The 17,865-nt window shown below is 34.6% G+C and carries 17 protein-coding genes; 2 read left to right on the forward strand and 15 right to left on the reverse strand.

Features of this window, described 5'->3' with window-relative positions:
* Positions 1–41: 41 nt before the first annotated feature.
* A complete protein-coding gene (gldC, locus tag PT603_RS09225) occupies positions 42–377 on the reverse strand; it encodes a gliding motility protein GldC (RefSeq protein ID WP_008237192.1) in 336 nt (111 codons plus the stop codon).
* Positions 377–1,336, reverse strand: a complete 960-nt coding sequence (gldB, locus tag PT603_RS09230; RefSeq protein WP_008237191.1) for a gliding motility lipoprotein GldB — start codon at positions 1,334–1,336, stop codon at positions 377–379. Before gldB ends, gldC begins: the two co-directional genes overlap by 1 nt.
* Before the next feature lie 154 nt (positions 1,337–1,490).
* Here gldB and nadE point away from each other — a divergent pair, with 154 nt between their 5' ends.
* Both nadE and PT603_RS09240 read left to right on the forward strand, forming a co-directional pair.
* Positions 1,491–2,285, forward strand: coding sequence for an NAD(+) synthase (nadE, locus tag PT603_RS09235; RefSeq protein WP_008237185.1), 795 nt, complete (start codon positions 1,491–1,493; stop codon positions 2,283–2,285).
* A 138-nt stretch (positions 2,286–2,423) separates the two neighbouring features.
* Positions 2,424–3,053 carry a response regulator gene (locus PT603_RS09240; RefSeq protein WP_008237183.1) on the forward strand — a complete coding sequence of 210 codons (630 nt, stop codon included), beginning with the start codon at positions 2,424–2,426 and terminating at the stop codon, positions 3,051–3,053.
* 5 nt (positions 3,054–3,058) lie between these two features.
* On the opposite strand, the gene dnaG is transcribed toward PT603_RS09240, so the two are convergent.
* From dnaG to PT603_RS09305, 13 genes are all read right to left on the reverse strand, one after another.
* Positions 3,059–5,014, reverse strand: coding sequence for a DNA primase (gene dnaG, locus PT603_RS09245; protein ID WP_008237182.1), 1,956 nt, complete (start codon positions 5,012–5,014; stop codon positions 3,059–3,061).
* Between the two features lie 77 nt (positions 5,015–5,091).
* Complete coding sequence (locus PT603_RS09250; protein WP_008237181.1) at positions 5,092–6,177, reverse strand: hypothetical protein; 1,086 nt, start codon at positions 6,175–6,177, stop codon at positions 5,092–5,094.
* A gap of 27 nt (positions 6,178–6,204) precedes the next feature.
* Positions 6,205–6,927, reverse strand: a complete 723-nt coding sequence (locus tag PT603_RS09255) for a hypothetical protein (RefSeq protein WP_008237179.1) — start codon at positions 6,925–6,927, stop codon at positions 6,205–6,207.
* Positions 6,905–7,492: an RNA polymerase sigma factor gene (locus tag PT603_RS09260; RefSeq protein ID WP_008237178.1), complete on the reverse strand. Its 588-nt coding sequence runs from the start codon at positions 7,490–7,492 to the stop codon at positions 6,905–6,907. Before PT603_RS09260 ends, PT603_RS09255 begins: the two co-directional genes overlap by 23 nt.
* A gap of 103 nt (positions 7,493–7,595) precedes the next feature.
* Positions 7,596–8,573 (reverse strand): polyprenyl synthetase family protein, encoded by a 978-nt coding sequence (locus tag PT603_RS09265; protein WP_008237177.1) that lies wholly within the window; start codon positions 8,571–8,573, stop codon positions 7,596–7,598.
* A 43-nt stretch (positions 8,574–8,616) separates the two neighbouring features.
* Positions 8,617–9,657 (reverse strand): dual-specificity RNA methyltransferase RlmN, encoded by a 1,041-nt coding sequence (gene rlmN / locus PT603_RS09270; RefSeq protein ID WP_008237176.1) that lies wholly within the window; start codon positions 9,655–9,657, stop codon positions 8,617–8,619.
* Positions 9,658–9,764: 107 nt separating this feature from the next.
* Positions 9,765–10,814: a tRNA preQ1(34) S-adenosylmethionine ribosyltransferase-isomerase QueA gene (gene queA / locus PT603_RS09275; protein ID WP_008237175.1), complete on the reverse strand. Its 1,050-nt coding sequence runs from the start codon at positions 10,812–10,814 to the stop codon at positions 9,765–9,767.
* A gap of 112 nt (positions 10,815–10,926) precedes the next feature.
* On the reverse strand, positions 10,927–12,156 hold the full coding sequence (locus PT603_RS09280; RefSeq protein WP_008237173.1) for a 3-phosphoshikimate 1-carboxyvinyltransferase: 1,230 nt from the start codon (positions 12,154–12,156) through the stop codon (positions 10,927–10,929).
* Positions 12,157–12,158: 2 nt separating this feature from the next.
* Positions 12,159–12,485, reverse strand: a complete 327-nt coding sequence (locus PT603_RS09285; RefSeq protein ID WP_008237171.1) for a nucleotide pyrophosphohydrolase — start codon at positions 12,483–12,485, stop codon at positions 12,159–12,161.
* A 6-nt stretch (positions 12,486–12,491) separates the two neighbouring features.
* Positions 12,492–13,208: a tRNA threonylcarbamoyladenosine dehydratase gene (locus tag PT603_RS09290; RefSeq protein WP_008237170.1), complete on the reverse strand. Its 717-nt coding sequence runs from the start codon at positions 13,206–13,208 to the stop codon at positions 12,492–12,494.
* A complete protein-coding gene (locus PT603_RS09295; protein ID WP_008237166.1) occupies positions 13,205–13,849 on the reverse strand; it encodes a TatD family hydrolase in 645 nt (214 codons plus the stop codon). The genes PT603_RS09290 and PT603_RS09295 overlap by 4 nt, the downstream gene beginning before the upstream one ends.
* A 92-nt stretch (positions 13,850–13,941) precedes the next feature.
* Positions 13,942–15,942, reverse strand: coding sequence for a DUF3858 domain-containing protein (locus PT603_RS09300; protein WP_008237156.1), 2,001 nt, complete (start codon positions 15,940–15,942; stop codon positions 13,942–13,944).
* A gap of 2 nt (positions 15,943–15,944) precedes the next feature.
* Complete coding sequence (locus PT603_RS09305) at positions 15,945–17,828, reverse strand: DUF3858 domain-containing protein (RefSeq protein WP_008237155.1); 1,884 nt, start codon at positions 17,826–17,828, stop codon at positions 15,945–15,947.
* Positions 17,829–17,865 lie beyond the last annotated feature (37 nt).

Raw genomic sequence — 17,865 nt, forward strand, 5'->3', positions numbered from 1 at the left:
ACTCTAGTAATAAAATTAAATTTATAAACTACCGTTCCTCCTTATTTCTTAAGATCTAATTTATCTGCAAAATACTCACAAAAATCTCGCATAGTAGCTGCCATCTTATCATCTTGTGTAGCTCGTTCATAAGTATCTGCCATTGCAGAAAGGGTTTGATGAAAAAACACTTTCATTTGATCAACAGGCATATCTTTTGTCCATAAATCAATACGCAACGTTTCTTGATTGTTGGCGTCCCAAATAGACAACAACATAGCCTTGGCTTCTTCATTATCTACACCCCCATCTTTGGCTGTCCATTTCAATTTTTCTGGAATACGATTTTCATCAAGTTCCACAGTAAGATTTATATCTGAAGTATGAAGTTTACTCATTATCGCTTAGGTTTATAATGTGATTTATTAAAAATAATTTGAGAATTCTGATGCAACATAACCTGCAAAGGTACATCATTGTTTTTCATATATGAACGTACAATCTGCCATCCAACATATTGCCCTACACTACCAGGTGATTCATTATCCAACTCTAAATAAAACTTAGAAAAAGGAGCGGGAGTAATAAATCTGTTAAGAAGTTTAGAATCTGTATCAAATAATAAATTACGCTCCACGAAATAACGCCAAATTTCGGATTCATTTTCCATCACCCAATCCAACTCCTGCGGCGTATAGTTAAGATATTGGCTTGGCTTTCCTTCGGGCAACAATAATTCTTTGAGATACAATTGCTTACCATAGAAAACCATAAAATCCAACAAAGTCCTTTCCTGCTGGTAAGGTATTAACTTTTTACCAATTGCCTCAACTACATTTACCGGCAACTGTTCTTTAATAAAACTCTTTCGGATATATTCCTGAATACCTTGATAAAATCTATGGTCACTACCTAAATAGGTGTCTAAAGCAATAAGTAAAAGGCTGTCAGCATAAACAGTCCTCATTTGGTAATCGACATCTGAAGTAAGTGTTACGACAGTAGGCACATTAAATTCAGGAAAATAAAACTTTGTATACTTAAAGATTGATTCAATTTGATCGACCTCCTCTTTAAAGTCAGGAAAGACCTTCTGTACTTCTGAGTATAACTCCAATTGCAAAGTATCACTCATTCTGGTATACCATATACTATCCGAATATTGCTTTGGAAAGAAATAGGGATACCTTTCTTTAAGTTGCGGTAATTTCTCTGGAGAAGATTCAAAAAATAACTTTTCAAAACGAATCACTCTAGTTTCAATTGGAATTTTACTTACATCAGGAGTTGTTGATTTATCGTTCTTACAGGCAAACAAGCTAAAAATCAGTACAATTCCTACAATATTTTTTAACATATTTTGTATTTTAAAACAATTTATTAAATAATAGTCATATTTCACACAATTATACCTCCTTTAACAACTTAGCCCCTCTAATCTTTCATAAAATGATTACATTCTATTACTTTTGCTCAACAAAGGTAACAGAAAACGACAGTAATAATACAGTATGCAAATAGAAAATGTAGCCAGCTACATAACAGATTGGTTGACTAATTATGCTTCCAAAAACCATTTAAAAGGTTTTGTAATAGGTATATCAGGAGGGATAGATTCAGCAGTTACTTCAACTCTTTGTGCACGTACAGGACTTCCGACGCTTTGCCTGGAAATGCCAATACATCAACCACCAAGTCATGTTTCAAGATCCAAAGAACACATTGATTTCCTCTCACAACATTTTTCAAATATTACCTCACATACAATTGAACTCACCTCTACATTTGAGTCCTTTAAACAGGCCATGTATCCGGTTGGAAACAATCTTCATTTAGATCTCACATTGGCTAACACACGAGCACGACTTAGGATGGTAACTTTATACTACTATGCAGGTTTACATGGATATATTGTTGTTGGAACAGGGAATAAAATAGAAGATTTTGGAGTAGGTTTTTATACTAAATACGGTGACGGCGGCGTTGACATAAGTCCAATCGCAGATCTGATGAAGAGTGAAGTATATGCACTTGGTCATTATCTAGGAGTTCCCGACAGCATTTTAAAAGCGAAGCCTTCGGATGGGCTTTTTGGTGACGATCGCAGTGACGAAGACCAATTAGGTGCGACCTATGATGAATTAGAATGGGCAATGAACCAAGTTTTCCTAGGTAAAAAAGTAGACGATTTTACTGGAAGAAACCAAGAGGTTTTTCTGATTTATAGCCGTCTTAATAAAATCAATCAACACAAGATGAATCCAATCCCCGTTTGCTTGATACCAAATCACCTAAAAAACAGCTAATTAACTTTAGTTTTCTATAAGATTTTGCTTATTAATATTAAATTTTATGTAACTTTATATATCAATTTCAATTCCCCCTAACTGAAAACACGCAAGTGTTGGAGAGGTTTTTTAATCACAAATTAAAACCAAACAACTATGATTAGAGTATTAATAGCAGACAACCATCCAATTGTTCTGCATGGAATCAAGGCATTCCTAAAATCCAACTCAGAAATTGAGGTAGTAGCATCAGCGGTTACCACTACCGAGATGTTTAACTATCTCGATCAAAATCCTGTAGACTTGGTATTGTTAGAAATGGACATCCCTGAAATCAATGGGATCACAGCGCTACGTAAACTTAAGAAAGATCATCCTAATGTTCGCGTACTTATGTTTAGTGCCCAACCGGAAGACGTATATGCAATTAGTACATTACGTGCAGGAGCATCAGGTTATTTATCTAAAAAATCGGCACTTACCGAATTAAGTGATGCCATAACCAAAGTGGCTCATGGAGGTATGTTTATCACCAATGAATTGGCCCAACGCTTGGCATTTGATGAAAGCACGAATAAACCTCGTCGCTTTTTCAGAAAATTATCAACTCGAGAGGTGGAAGTATTAAAACTATTGGCACAAGGAAAACGTAATAAGTTTGTTGCTGAAGAACTTGGTTTAAACGAAAAAACCGTAAGTACTTACAAAGCTAGATTAATGCGTAAACTTAACGTTGATAACATGGTAGACATGCTACAACAGGCCAAAGCTCTCGAACTATTTTAACCCATTCAAATGACGCGGTTTAGCCGCTTCGAAAGAATTTTCTTAAGCTGAAGGTAATTGATGATTTCTTCTAAGATTTCTTGATTACCTTCTTTTTTATGTTCAGTTTTAGACATTAGTCCCTTTATAATTTCATCAATAAGAAAACCTCTCATATTGAGAATTATTTCAGGAATAGAGTCCTTAATTACTATCATTTTATCTTTAATAAAAATATCCTTTCGACTCCAGTCATGTAGTGATTGTCGCTCCTCTTCCATAGCAATAGTTGACACTTCAGCAGCTAGTTCAGGCTCTAATTCCCGCATAAAATCAGAAAGCTCAAAATCCAACTCTTGTTGAAACTTAGCCATTACCTTATGATAAAGTTTTTTAAATACCACATTATTAAGCTCAATTTCATCCTGTTGTAATTCTAGGAAAATCTTTTCATACACCTTTAAATTCTGAACAACATGTTCCTCCTGAAGCTCTCCAGAGTCATCAGTTTTTAATATCACATCATCAAATTCACACTTAGCAGATCCATATAATAATAAGTGCTTAATTAGCGCATATTCAAGAACTTGCAATCGATCTACTTTTTCAATTGTTTTTTCGTTCCGAACAACTTCAAATGCCTTTTGATCTTTCTTGAAGGTTTTATTCGCTTCATCGAGATTTTTTTTACCCAATTGAGCAAGAGTGTTAAACAGTACATCTTCAGATATCTGCATAATCCTAGCACATTCCTGTACATAGACCTCTCGCTGTATTCTATCAGGAATTTTAGAAATACTTTGGACCATATCCCTAATAGTATCCGCCTTTCGAATTGGATCATTTCCAGAATCCTCCATTAAAAGCGAAGCTTTAAAACTTATGAAATCGCGTGAATTTCCCTCTAAATAGAGTACCAAATCCTCATAGGCATTTTTACGTGCAAAACTATCTGGATCTTCGCCTTGCGGAAAAGAACATACCTTCACATTCATACCCTGCTCAAGAATAAGGTCAATACCTCTTAGGGAAGCTCTTAATCCGGCCGCATCGCCATCAAAAAGTACTGTAATGTTTTTTGTAAGTCGGTTAATAAGACGAATTTGTTCAGAAGTAAGAGCCGTACCACTTGAGGCAACCACATTCTCTATTCCCCTTTGATGTAACTGAATGACGTCTGTATATCCTTCAACCAAATAGCAATTATCTTCCTTTGCTATGGATTGTTTAGCATGATAAATACCATAAAGCACCTTACTTTTATGGTAAATTTCACTCTCAGGAGAATTCATATATTTTGCAGCCTTTTTATCGGTCAGAAGAATCCGGCCGCCAAATCCTAGAACACGCCCACTCATCGAGTGTATAGGAAACATAACTCTACCTTTAAAACGATCAAACTGTCTATTTTCCTTTACTATTGTTAGACCTGTTCTTTCTAAGTAGTCAAGTTTATAACCATTTTTAATTGCCTCTTTGGTAAATGCCTCCCATTCATCCAATGAGTAACCAAGTTTAAACTTTTTGATGGTGTCTTCAGTAAAACCTCGTTCTTTAAAATAACTAAGGCCAATGGCCTTTCCTTTCTCATGCCTAATAAGAATATCCTGGAAGTACTGTTGAGCAAATTCAGAAACCAGATACATACTTTCTCGTTCATTGGCTTGTACCTTTTCTTCCGTAGAAACCTCAGTTTCCTCAATCTCAATCTGATACTTTTTAGCCAGATAGCGAATGGCCTCAGGATAGGTAAAATGCTCATGCTCCATAAGAAAAGCCACAACATTTCCACCTTTTCCACTACTAAAATCCTTCCATATTTGTTTAACTGGGGACACCATAAAGCTCGGTGTACTCTCATCTGTAAATGGGCTAAGACCTTTAAAATTAGAACCTGAACGCTTCAAATGAACAAAATCGCCAATAACTTCTTCTAGTCGAGCTACATCAAAAACTTTATCTATGGTACTTTTTGAAATCACTATTAAGGTGTCTTTGTATAAAAATAATAATTCCCGCCAAAAGCGGGAATCAAAAATAAGGAATAATGACTTCACATTTATAATTCAAATCTCAATCCCAATGAAACATTGTGCTGATCTAAATTAGGGTCCTTAAAAATTGTATTTAAATCATACTTGACATACAAAGAAGTATCCCCTTTTCCTATATAGAATCCTAGACCATAAACCACATTGTTAGTATTATAATTGTCTTTTATTTTTTCTTTTGAATGATTACTTTCATCGTTAAATTTCAATTTCTGACGAGCACTAAGATTTAAACCGGCATAGCCTCCTACGCCTAATACAAATGTATTGCGATACCTACTTACAAATCCCTCCCGAACCCTATTCTTATAGGGACTGAATTCCAAGTATAAAGGAATAACCAAATTATCCAGTCTAAATTTAGATTTATCAAGATTCCCTTCATATACATCTAAGGTTGTGTTGTCACCTTCCTTAACAAAATATTGATTATTGGTTGGTTTAAGCCCATTTGATTGATACGAAACGCCATATACAAAACGTAAATCGCTATTTTTTCCTAACAAACGCGTTTTCCACTGCCATCCTAATTCAAAAAATCGACTACCTCCAACCTTATAAGGACTATCATTAAACGACACACCATCTATAAAAGCTTGATTCAAACCAAAAGCTAGTACAATATCTGCACGTGTCTTACGATCAGGATCTTTAGGCTTATCAATATTGGCTTTGTATTCTATCCCAAGCAATCTACTTCCATTGCTATCATAGCGCTGCCCTAATCCTAATGTAAAATAGGAACCATTGAGATCATCATAATCTTCTCCCCGCTCAATAAGTGCAATCTTATTATCAATAATAGCTGTTATATTGGCGATATTTTGAGCTGCTTTCTCTGCCGCCAATTTTTTCAATTCTTGTGCTGACTCTTTAGAAATCTCTCCTGCATTTTCTTGATCAATAATTTGCTGAACTTTTTGTTTAAGACCATCTTTTTCTGTTTTAAGAACCTGCTCTCTTTGTTTTTTTAACACTTCAATTTTTCGATGTCTTAGGTGTAAATCCAAGCTATCCTTAGTTGCTTGAGCTTCCATTTTTTGACATAGAAAAGTCATTACCGCCACTACGGTATAAATAATAATTCGTTGCATAATTGAACTGTTTAATTGATGAATAAACTACTGATTACGATCTGCTACAGCTGTTTTTACTTTAGAAAACCCACTTTTAAGAGCCTCAAAGACTTTTTCTTTAAATGACATATCAAGTTCGTCTTCCACTTCAGTTAAAAGCGCTATGGCATCTAAACTTGTCCCTTGATGAATTAATTCTTGCGATTTTATTTCTCTTTGAGCATTTAACAGTAATACTTCAATTTCTTCGTTGGTAACCTCACCATTTTGTTGTAATTCCTTAATTGCATCCACCACCTGCATTACCTTTTCCTCTACATCAAAAACAAGCTCATTATTATCACCAATAGATTGTTTCTTCTCCTCTAAAGACACCTTTTTATGTTCAGATTCATTATATATATCAGATTTACCAAAGAACTTTTTCGATTCTTTAAGTTCCTCAAAAACTACCTCTTCATGAACTCGTAAATCCTGTTGATCATTGTATCCATCATTCCTTTCCTCAATTTGCTCGGATGAGGATTTTTCAACAACTTCATATTCTTTTATCTCCTTTTGGCTATCTAGAGTAGAAACATATGCTCCACTAAGAAACGCAAGAATAAAAAAGGCTGCTATCCAATAAAAAGTGGAGTAGTTTTTTTTCTTAGTAGACGTTTCGGCATCTAGCCTGTTTTCCAATTGATTCCATGCACATTGAGAAGGATTAATCAAACGTTTCTCCAGACTATTTTTTATCTCATTATCCAAAGGATTTGTTTTCATTGTCCTTTATTTTTAAGTTGTTTATTTGTTCTTGAAGTAGCCTTCTCGCTTTAAAAAGCTGAGATTTTGATGTACTCTCAGTAATTTTCAAATAGGCTGCTATTTCCTTGTGTGAATATCCTTCAATCGCATACATCAAAAAAACAGTTTTATATCCCAAGGGGAGTGAGTCAATGAGTGTCTGAATATCTTCAACCTCTAACTCAATAGACATTTCTTCTGATAGTTCATTAGTAGATTCATAACTATTGTCTTCAAGAAAAATGAACTGCTTTCTATCTCTCAAAAAAGTCAAACATTCTCTTATGGTAATTTTTCGGATCCATCCCTCAAAGCTACCTTCCCCTTTGTAATATTCTAAATGTTTAAACACTTTAAAAAAAGCACCTACCATAACATCTTCCGCATAATGAATGTCTTTGATATAATATCTACACACACTAAGCATTTTAGGGGAATAAGACTGAAACAGCTTTTGCTGTGACTCGCGATGCCCTCTAATTGCATTTCTTATGAGTTTGTTCTCATCGATATGAAGCGTAATAACCTTCAAAAAATTCTTCATTATTGATTCTATAGGGATAGACGACAATTCTTTTTAAAAAGTTGCCTGAAACTATTTTTTTAACAAATTAAGAAGAATGGGACCAGAGTAAGTCCTTTGAGAACTACTTTTTACGCTCTATAACATAATTAACCATAAGCTGAAGCGCCTCTTTAAATTCGGAATCTTGATACGTATTCAAAAGTTCCATGGCTTCCTTTTGGAAAGAAACCATCTTTGATTCTGCATAGGACAGTCCGCCTTGCGCCTTCACAAAGGCAATAATTTCCTTTACCCGCTTACTATCTTTATTATGATTTTTAACAGAATTGATAAGCCATTTACGCTCTTTATCTGTACAATTATTAAGCGCATATATTAAAGGCAAGGTCATTTTTTGTTCTTTAATATCTATTCCAGTCGGTTTACCAATAGGTCCATCAGTATAATCAAATAGATCATCTTTAATTTGAAATGCCATCCCTATCAATTCGCCAAATTTGCGCATATTTTCCACGTCAACTGATCCGGGCTTAACTGAGCAAGCCCCTAGACTGCAACAAGCAGCAATCAAAGTAGCGGTTTTTTGTCGGATAATTTCATAGTACACGTCTTCTGTAATATCCAGTCTACGAGCCTTCTCTATTTGAAGTAATTCACCTTCGCTCATTTCACGGACAGCAACGGAAATGATTTTTAATAGATCAAAATCGTCGTTATCAATTGATAGTAATAAGCCCTTAGACAATAAGTAATCACCAACCAGGACCGCAATTTTATTTTTCCAAAGCGCATTGATTGAAAAAAAGCCTCTTCTTCTATTACTGTCATCCACTACATCATCATGAACTAAGGTAGCCGTATGAATCAATTCTATTACGGAAGCCCCTCTATAAGTACGCTCATTGCAAGTTCCTCCTGAAACCATCTTAGACACCAAAAAAACGAACATAGGTCGCATTTGTTTGCCTTTTCGGTTTACAATATAATGGGTTATTCGATTAAGTAGGGCTACTTTAGAAGACATCGACTCATAGAACTTTCTTTCAAAAAGTTCCATTTCATGATGTATAGGCGCTTTGATTTGTTCTACTATTTTCAAACGATTAGGTGGCTATTTGGATTTATGCAAACCTACTAATTTTTTATGATTTATTAGCTAATTGTCCACAAGCCGCATCAATATCTTTTCCTCGTGAACGTCTTACAGTTACTGTAATTCCACTTTGCTCTAAGGTAGAAACATACAATTGGATAGCCTGATCACTGGCTTGTTGAAATTCTCCTTCATCTATTGGATTATATTCTATTAGATTCACCTTGGAAGGAGCAAATCTGCAAAATTTAACCAATGCATCCACATCCCTTTTACTGTCATTTATTCCTTTCCAAACAACATACTCATAGGTTATTCTACTTTTGGTCTTGCTATACCAATATTCTAATGCTTCACGCAGTTCTGACAAAGGAAAATTTTCATTAAAAGGCATAATAGAAGTTCTCACTTCATCAATTGCAGAATGTAGCGAAACAGCTAATTTAAATTTCACTTCATCATCTGCCATTTTCCTGATCATTTTAGGAACTCCGGAAGTTGATACGGTAATGCGTTTAGGAGACATTCCTAAACCCTCAGAAGAGGTTATCTTATCAATTGCCTTAAGTACATTATTATAGTTCATTAAGGGTTCTCCCATTCCCATAAAAACTATATTGCTCAGCGGTCTATCAAAATATAAGCGACTCTCGTTATCGATGGCAACTACCTGATCGTAAATTTCATCAGGATTTAAGTTTCTCATGCGTTTCAGTCTAGAAGTAGCACAAAACTTACAATCCAAACTACAACCCACCTGACTAGAAACACATGCGGTAGTTCGGGTTTCAGTAGGTATTAAAACTGATTCAACAATTAAATCATCATGAAGCCGAACAGCATTCTTAATAGTTCCATCATTGCTACGCTGCATTTGATCGACTTTGATATGATTAATTACAAAGTTTTCTTCAAGCATTTCCCTAGTATCCTTAGAAAGGTTAGTCATACTACTAAAGGAATGTGCCCCTTTACTCCATAACCATTCATATACTTGATTACCCCTAAAGGCCTTATCACCTTTAGATTCAAAAAAATCACGTAATTGTACTTTGGTAAGTGCCCGTATGTCCTTTTTAGATGTTATCATACTGCAAAGATACATTTTTGACTTAATCGAAATACTATTGGGTATTTACCGAATTTAGTCATAAAAAAACCCTAGAATTCTCCAGGGCTTTTTAAACTACTTTTTTATTACAGAATGAGCATGGCGTCTCCGTACGAATAAAACTTATATCCCTCCTTCACCGCCTCCGCATATGCCTTTTTAATTAAATCATGTCCCGCAAACGCTGAAACCATCATTAACAAGGTAGATTTCGGTGTATGAAAATTAGTAACCATACAATCAGCGATGCTAAAGTCATATGGAGGGAAAATAAACTTATTAGTCCACCCCTCATAAGGATTTAATGTTTTTTCAGAAGAAACTGAACTCTCCAGCCCTCTCATAACTGTGGTTCCTATAGCACAAACCTTTCCTTTTCCCTTTTTTGCTTTATTTACAACATCACAAGCTCTAGGTGTTATAACCAACTCTTCACTATCCATTTTGTGCTTAGAAAGATCTTCCACTTCAACTGGATTAAAAGTGCCCAAGCCAACATGCAGTGTAATTTCCGCAAAGTCAATGCCTTTGATTTCCAAACGCTTTAACAGGTGCTTGGAAAAATGTAATCCCGCGGTAGGTGCTGCTACTGCACCCTCATGCTTGGCATAAATCGTCTGATATCGTTCCTCGTCCTCAGGTTCAACATTACGTGAAATATATTTTGGAAGAGGTGTTTCTCCAAGTTCTGTAAGCTTATTTCGGAATTCTTCATAAGACCCATCGTATAGAAAACGTAATGTACGACCACGTGAAGTCGTATTGTCAATTACCTCAGCAACTAGACTCTCATCATCTCCAAAATAAAGCTTATTGCCTATCCTAATTTTACGAGCAGGATCAACAAGCACATCCCAAAGACGTTGCTCTGCATTAAGTTCACGCAATAAGAATACCTCAATTCGAGCTCCAGTTTTCTCCTTATTACCGTAAAGCCTTGCCGGAAATACTTTTGTATCATTAAGCACCATTACATCTCCTTCATCAAAATATTCTATAATATCTTTAAAAAGACGATGTTCAATTGTCTTTGTTTTACGGTCTACCACCATTAATCTAGCTTCATCGCGATTTTCACTCGGATACTCGGCCAGCAACTCTTTAGGTAAATCAAAATTAAAATGAGATAACTTCATGAATTTCTATTTTTTACAAGGCTGCAAATATACAATCTCAACAAGGGGGTTGTCAAGGGAATTAGCATTTATTTCTGAGAAAGTCCTTAGAACACAATTTCTTGTTAGTTTTTTACTGCTCTGATATCAAGAATCCAATCTGTTCCATATCCCTCCAAAAATCGGGATATGATTTAGATACTACTTCTGCATCATTTATATATAGGGGAACTTTAAGTGCCAATGGAGCAAATGCCATAGCCATCCTATGATCATTGTAAGTATCTATTGTCACTTCCGACTTAATAGTTAATGATGGCTTTAAAAACAATTCTGAATTAGTTACATCAATTTGGGCTCCCAACTTAGAGAGCTCAACCTTAAGTGCTTCAAGTCTATCTGTCTCTTTAATTTTCAAGGTATGTAGCCCTGAAAGCGAGCACCCAATTCCTAATGCAAAACAACTAACTGCAATTGTCTGAGCTATATCAGGAGCATGAGTTAGATCATATTCAAAATGAAGTTGCAATTTCTCAGAAGTTTTGGTCAAAACCACTTGATTGTCTTCAAATTCAGTAGTCACTCCAAACTGCTGATAAATTGAAGCTAGAACAGAATCTCCTTGTAAGCTATTACTTTTATAACTTGACAAACGTACTTGAGTACCAAGCTGACAAATAGAAACAATACTATAAAAATAAGAAGCAGAACTCCAATCAGATTCTACTACCAATTTTTTTGATTCTGGTTCATTCATTAAAGGCATTACCCTTATGATATTTCCATTAAATGAGGTATCGACTCCTATTTCATTAAGCAATGACAACGTCATTTCGATATAAGGAACTGATGTAATATCTCCTTCTAAAATAAGCTCTAAACCATTCGGAAGACGAGAGGCAATTAACAATAATGCTGATATATATTGGGAGCTTACATTGGCCGCCATAACAACCCTACTTTCATCTAAGCGTCTACCTTCTATTTGCAATGGAGGATAACCTTCATCCTGAGTAAATGAAATATCAGCCCCTAATTGGCGTAATGCATCTACCAAGATACCAATTGGCCTTTCTTTCATTCGCTTCGACCCAGTAAGTATTACACTTCGCCCCTCTTGCATCGCAAAAAAGGCTGTAAGGAATCTCATAGCAGTACCGGCATGATGAATATCTACCACACCTTCCTTAATGGAGAGTCCTTCATCCATGACACAAGCATCATCGGAATTAGAAACATTTTCAATAGAAAGTTGAGGAAACAGCGCCTGTAAAAGCAATAATCTGTTACTTTCACTTTTAGAACCCGTTATGGTAATCGATTGCTGTATATGTGTGTTTTGGGAAAAAAGGTGTAATTTCAAAATTATTTCAGTTTTTCATTATTGTGATGACGATCGTGATCACGCTTTGTTTTTTTATCCATTTTTTTATCAAATGCTTCCTGTAGGTTGATACCTGTTTGGTTTGCCAAACAAAGCACCACAAATACTACATCAGCTAATTCTTCACCTAAATCCTTTTCTTTGTCAGATTCCTTTTCTGACTGTTCTCCATACCGCCTTGCAATTATCCTAGCTACTTCTCCAACTTCTTCAGTAAGTTGTGCCATATTAGTTAGTTCATTAAAATAGCGCACCCCATGGTCCTGAATCCAATTGTCTACTTCTTGTTGAGCATTTTTAATGTCCATTGTATACTATCTTTTATCTAATAAATAATTAATCGCAGTAGCTGCAGCCTGCAATCCAAAGGCAGCTGGCATATAACTTATGGTCCCATAATAAGAACGTTTAAAATTGGTCCCATCCGTCTCCTTAAGACTATCTATTCGTTGCACTTCTGTAGAATACACGGCCTTTATCCCTTTAAAAATCCCTTCCTTTTTAAGGCGTTTACGCATATGTTTGGCTAACATACAGTCACGAGTTTTACTAATATCATTTACTTTGACCTTACTTGCATCCAATTTCCCTCCAGCCCCCATACAGCTAACTATTTTTACTTTTTTACGCTTGGCAGCGATTATAAGATTTAGTTTTGGGGTAACACTATCAATACAATCTAACACATAATCAAATGATTCATCAACTAGCTCATAAGCTCTTTCAGGGGATAAAAATTCATTATAAACTGTAAGATTTATCTCTGCATTAATTTCTTTAATACGATTAGCCATAACAGTTGCCTTATAGGCTCCAATGGTACTGTCAATTGCGGGCAATTGCCTGTTTTTATTTGTAATATCAAATACATCTCCATCAACAATTGTCATTCTACCAATACCTGCTCTAGCTAAAAATTCTGCCGCAAATGATCCTACGCCACCTAATCCAACAACAAGTACATTAGACTGCTGTAATTTTTTAATCCCCTCTTCTTTTACTAATAATTCGGTACGTTCTAACCAACTCATTTTAAAAATAATGTCTTAAATTGATTACACAGATGGTTTTTCAAGTCATCCATAGTTATACTTCTCAACTCAATTGCTTTCGTGTATACCTCTTCTATCATTATCTCTGCGTCATCTGTTTCCAGAAAAAAAGCGTCAAAAGGTATATTTGCAAAAGTATTCCCCACAGCTGAATTAGACAACAAAGCCTTGCCAAAAGAAAGAAATATTTTATTTTTCACTAAAGGTTGAGCTACCTCTATTTTTTTATTAAACCCGTGTATAATCCATGGCTGAGTAGGCTTCCATTCCTTTTTTAATCTTATGATATCATCATACGCTCTAACACAATGAATAACAACCGGTTTTTGATACTTTTCAGAAAGCACTATTTGATGTTTAAATATTTCTATCTGTAGATCTAGATTTGTTCGAATATTTCTATCAATCCCACACTCTCCTACTGCCAGACAATTTGAATTAAGGAGCATCTGCTCTAATCTTTTAAAATCATCATTCAATTTTGTTTCATCAATATACCAGGGATGAATCCCAACAGAGTGGTAACCTTCATAAAATCTTGACTTAGGATATTGATTCACTATTGAAACCGTATTTTCATCCTTTTCCTTATGATGGGTATGAATATTTATAAAAGGCACAGAAATGGAATTAAAACGTAAAAATAAATAATTCCGGCCAAGACCGGAATTATATTATACTGTAATGCACAGCTATTTTGTTATATTTAATACTACCCTTTTTTCAACACTACTCGCTCTGACTCCTTATCTACAATCATACTATAAAAAGATTTAGTCTCTTCATAATAAAGTGAAGGAATTAGTGATTCTATAATATCTAATGCTACGGATAATTGTAATTTACTTCCCTGCACTAATAAATTAAACTTATATGTAGCCATATTATCTGGAAGGGAAATAGAAATAGGTTCAGGCAAAGATGACACCACATAACCTTCCGGTATATCCATTGAAAACACAAAGCGATTCTTACTAGGATATCCAAAATTAATTGGAAACTCTCTTTTATTCGATTTAAATATATTTTCTTTGGTCCTGAACATCATAAATGGATAAAAATAAAGTTCTTCTCCCAAGGTTTCTACATTTCCATCCAATTCAAAAAGGTACGACTCTACTACCGGCATATGCTCATGACCAAGATTTTCAGCCATATAATTCTCTACTTCAATGTTCTTGAATTTATTCTCTAGCTTTTGCACCTGTTCTTCCACTGACCCTTTGTGTGAATTTCTAAAATAATGCGCACCATGGTTGACAAAACGTGACTTTACTTCTCCTTCAATTTTACCTGAGGCCATTATTTTAGCATTTACCATATGCATTTCTTGGGAAGTGCTTTGTGGAATTAATGGGATTTCTACTGAACTTCCATCCTTTCTTACCAATCGTCCATTCCAATTTATGGCTCTTAAAGGTAAAATATCTAATGTTGAATGTAAATCAGACCCATCCATCAACAACACTTTATCATTAACTTCTGCAGCAGCAACAACATAATTAAATCCATCAAGAGTTGGAAACATCGGAATCCCATTACTTCTAGTACTCACTAACACTGGATTTGCATTAAATCCTGCATGTCGAAGCATTATAACCAAGGCTAAATTAATATCTGCCACGTTACCCACTCCTTTTCTGTAGGCAGATTTAACACCTTCTTCCGAAAACTTTCCATAATATTGATTCCATTTGATCTTAGATTTTACAAAATTCAAAACCATTACCATTTTTTCATTAGGTGAAGTAGCTTTCTCTAAAATGGCATTTAGCTCATCTTCAAAAAAGCCCCTTTGTTTTAATTCACCTCCAAAACCATCATTATCATAAATTATTTTAACTACATCAGTCCAAGTCTGAGAATAATATTTTATAGGTTGTTGAGGAAATTGCACAGACAATAACTCCATTGTCAAACCAGCTCTATAATTATGAATATTATCAACATAAGGCTCCTCCTTCATACTAGGAACATCTCTTTCTACTATTGAAAAATGATTCACTTGAAAATCAATTCTATCATAATTGACACTATTTCCTTTCCCAAATCCATTAGACTGTTTACTTGACAATGATAAAGAACTGTTGCTCGATGAATTCTTAATTGTATATGGATAATACCCTTTTTGCATTGGCTTAAATATAAAATACTCTGGGAATCTTAATTCTACATTTAGTTTTTTGATAGGAATCCCAAATTGTAAATCTAAATCATCTACTTTAGTAAAAAACGGAGATCTGATTTCATAGGTAACATCAATAACTGATTTTGGCTTTAAATTGGGTAGTGTAAACTTAACTTCATCTCTAAACTTTGAAAGCGACGTCTTAAATATTTCATCCCCTCGAAGCTTGGTTTCTAAAATCTTATCACCCTCCAAGTTAAAAGTAACACCCTTAATACCAACTACTTTCTCTTGATCGTTGTCAGACTTATATGTAATTATATTTTGAGTAGCAAATTCATATCCTTCAGGATTATAAAATTTTATTCGCAACTCAACCTCCTTCACCTGTGTAAATCCTGTTGACTGATTATACTCAATTCGAATATGAACTCCTTTATGCAATATAGCCGCATTTGCTTCAGGTTCAGTAGGATGCTTTTCTTCCAGAAGCTCAGCCTTAGTCACCTTTCCAAATTTAAAGTCTTGGGAATAAACTCCAATACATGCGAATACACAGAAATACAGAAAAATATACTTTTTCATAATTATAGTTGGTTGGTTAAAACAATTTTTTGCTGATCAAGCTTATTAATTTCAATCATAAAATTTCTATACGATGTATAGGCCTCTTTTGAAAACTCTCCTTCCTTAAGAATAAGTCTTCTTTCATATATAACTTTATCATCTTTTTTCTCAAACTTATACTCCCATAATCCAAACTCAGATTCCCCTTTAGTATTTTGAGGAATAAAACTAACCACATAATTTGAAGGAATGGTATAAACAACTCGATCAAAATCAACATACCCATTCACAATAACTAAATTATTTTTCCTGTCTTTAATTTTATCAGGAATCGAATTGAGCCTATTACCGAAGTTGGCAACAAAAACCAATTTTTCTCCAACTTTTTCAGCATATCCGTTAACATTCATGGTCAATTTTTCCTCCCACAAAGACTTTGACTTATTATTAGCCAATTCAAAGTTTACAACCTCTAAATTGGTAAGGTATTTAAAATAATGCTTGTAATAGGATTTAATTTCTTCACTGCTCGCGGTTTCAAGAAAACTACGTTGTTGATATTGCAATCCTCCACTTTTAATCGATACTTCGGCCTCAGCCATTCCATCTTCACTTAAAGAAACATAAATATCTCCTTCTTGAAGATTATAAGGTGCTTCATATTTATGCGTTTTTTTTAGACTCCCTCCCTGGGAGGTTAAGACTAACGCATTTCGATCATGATTGCCTAAACCAATATAACCAAATGGGTATTTTTGACTTGTGCATTCCAGCCATATTTCTTCATCAGTCAAAGGCAAGTATAATATCATATGATTACCTTGAACTGAAGAAAATTCAGGATCAAAACTTACTTTTTGAGTATCGTTGTAAATAATTGCGTGATATGAAGTTACTCCTACGGCATTTAATAATGCGTGAGTATAATTGGTTAATGCTTTGCAATCACCATATCCAACTCTATCAACCTCTTCTGCCTTAGTAGGCATAAAACCTCCTATACCAAGCTGTACACTGATATAACGTGTCTTGTCCTGCATGTACTGATAAATCAACCTTGCCTTTTCTTTATCAGTGGTAGCATTTTTAGTAAGCTGCTTCATCTGTTCTTTGGTTTTTTCGGGCAATTGAACTTGATTTTTATACAAATCATGGTAAAACCATCTCCCTAGTTCCTCCCAATTTGAAGCAGAACCCAAATATCCTTCTAAAGAAAATTGATCTAACGCAAAACGAACACGAGGAACACGTTGAAAAACGGATGGACTTAAAGGCTCTGAATCAAGGGGCTCAACATTTTCCATCTTAAATGTTAAGACTCCTTGTGTATCTTCTTTGAAAAATTTAAAGTTACCTAAATTGTACTCCTTATATCTAAATCCAAGATTTGCAGCATACTTCACTATCATAGAAGATTCAGATACCGATACTCCGTAAGAAGCAATTGGCTGCCAACTTGGTAGAAAAGCAGTATTGGAAGATTCATAATAACTTTTGAAAACCAACTTATAGGGATATTGGATTGGCTTATAATCCAAAAACATTATTCGATTGTCTCCATGCAATGAAAACCCATCAGAAGCACTTACATCATTAAAATCAGACTTTTTATATTTACCTATTTCTTTTCCTAAAACATCATAAATCTTTACTTCTAGAAGTTTAATGTTTGTATTATTGTCATAATACAAATAGGTATTAATTTCATTATTTCCCTTACTATTATAAACAATAACTTCCCGCTCAGATTCTAGGCTATATTTTGTTGAAGAGTGTATCGTAAGAACTTTGTGATGTGTAACTAAAGCATTGAAACCTTTCACCGTTGAGAATTCATTATTCTGGGATGTAAGGTTAGAACAATGAATAAAAAAACTTACAAAAAGTAGTGTAATATTTTTCATAAAAGAAAGCGTATACAATCAAATATATACAATTTCT

Origin of the sequence: Imtechella halotolerans (assembly GCF_028743515.2) — a bacterium.
Taxonomy (GTDB): Bacteria; Bacteroidota; Bacteroidia; order Flavobacteriales; family Flavobacteriaceae; genus Imtechella; species Imtechella halotolerans.

Coding starts and splice junctions, on each gene's coding strand:
- gldB (WP_008237191.1), bottom strand. CDS start 1,336: ATGTTAAAAAATATTGTAGGAATTGTACTGATTTTTAGCTTGTTTGCC.
- PT603_RS09260 (WP_008237178.1), bottom strand. CDS start 7,492: ATGAAGAATTTTTTGAAGGTTATTACGCTTCATATCGATGAGAACAAA.
- PT603_RS09250 (WP_008237181.1), bottom strand. CDS start 6,177: ATGCAACGAATTATTATTTATACCGTAGTGGCGGTAATGACTTTTCTA.
- PT603_RS09255 (WP_008237179.1), bottom strand. CDS start 6,927: ATGAAAACAAATCCTTTGGATAATGAGATAAAAAATAGTCTGGAGAAA.
- PT603_RS09285 (WP_008237171.1), bottom strand. CDS start 12,485: ATGGACATTAAAAATGCTCAACAAGAAGTAGACAATTGGATTCAGGAC.
- gldC (WP_008237192.1), bottom strand. CDS start 377: ATGAGTAAACTTCATACTTCAGATATAAATCTTACTGTGGAACTTGAT.
- PT603_RS09305 (WP_008237155.1), bottom strand. CDS start 17,828: ATGAAAAATATTACACTACTTTTTGTAAGTTTTTTTATTCATTGTTCT.
- PT603_RS09300 (WP_008237156.1), bottom strand. CDS start 15,942: ATGAAAAAGTATATTTTTCTGTATTTCTGTGTATTCGCATGTATTGGA.
- PT603_RS09290 (WP_008237170.1), bottom strand. CDS start 13,208: ATGAGTTGGTTAGAACGTACCGAATTATTAGTAAAAGAAGAGGGGATT.
- PT603_RS09240 (WP_008237183.1), top strand. CDS start 2,424: ATGATTAGAGTATTAATAGCAGACAACCATCCAATTGTTCTGCATGGA.
- queA (WP_008237175.1), bottom strand. CDS start 10,814: ATGAAGTTATCTCATTTTAATTTTGATTTACCTAAAGAGTTGCTGGCC.
- rlmN (WP_008237176.1), bottom strand. CDS start 9,657: ATGATAACATCTAAAAAGGACATACGGGCACTTACCAAAGTACAATTA.
- nadE (WP_008237185.1), top strand. CDS start 1,491: ATGCAAATAGAAAATGTAGCCAGCTACATAACAGATTGGTTGACTAAT.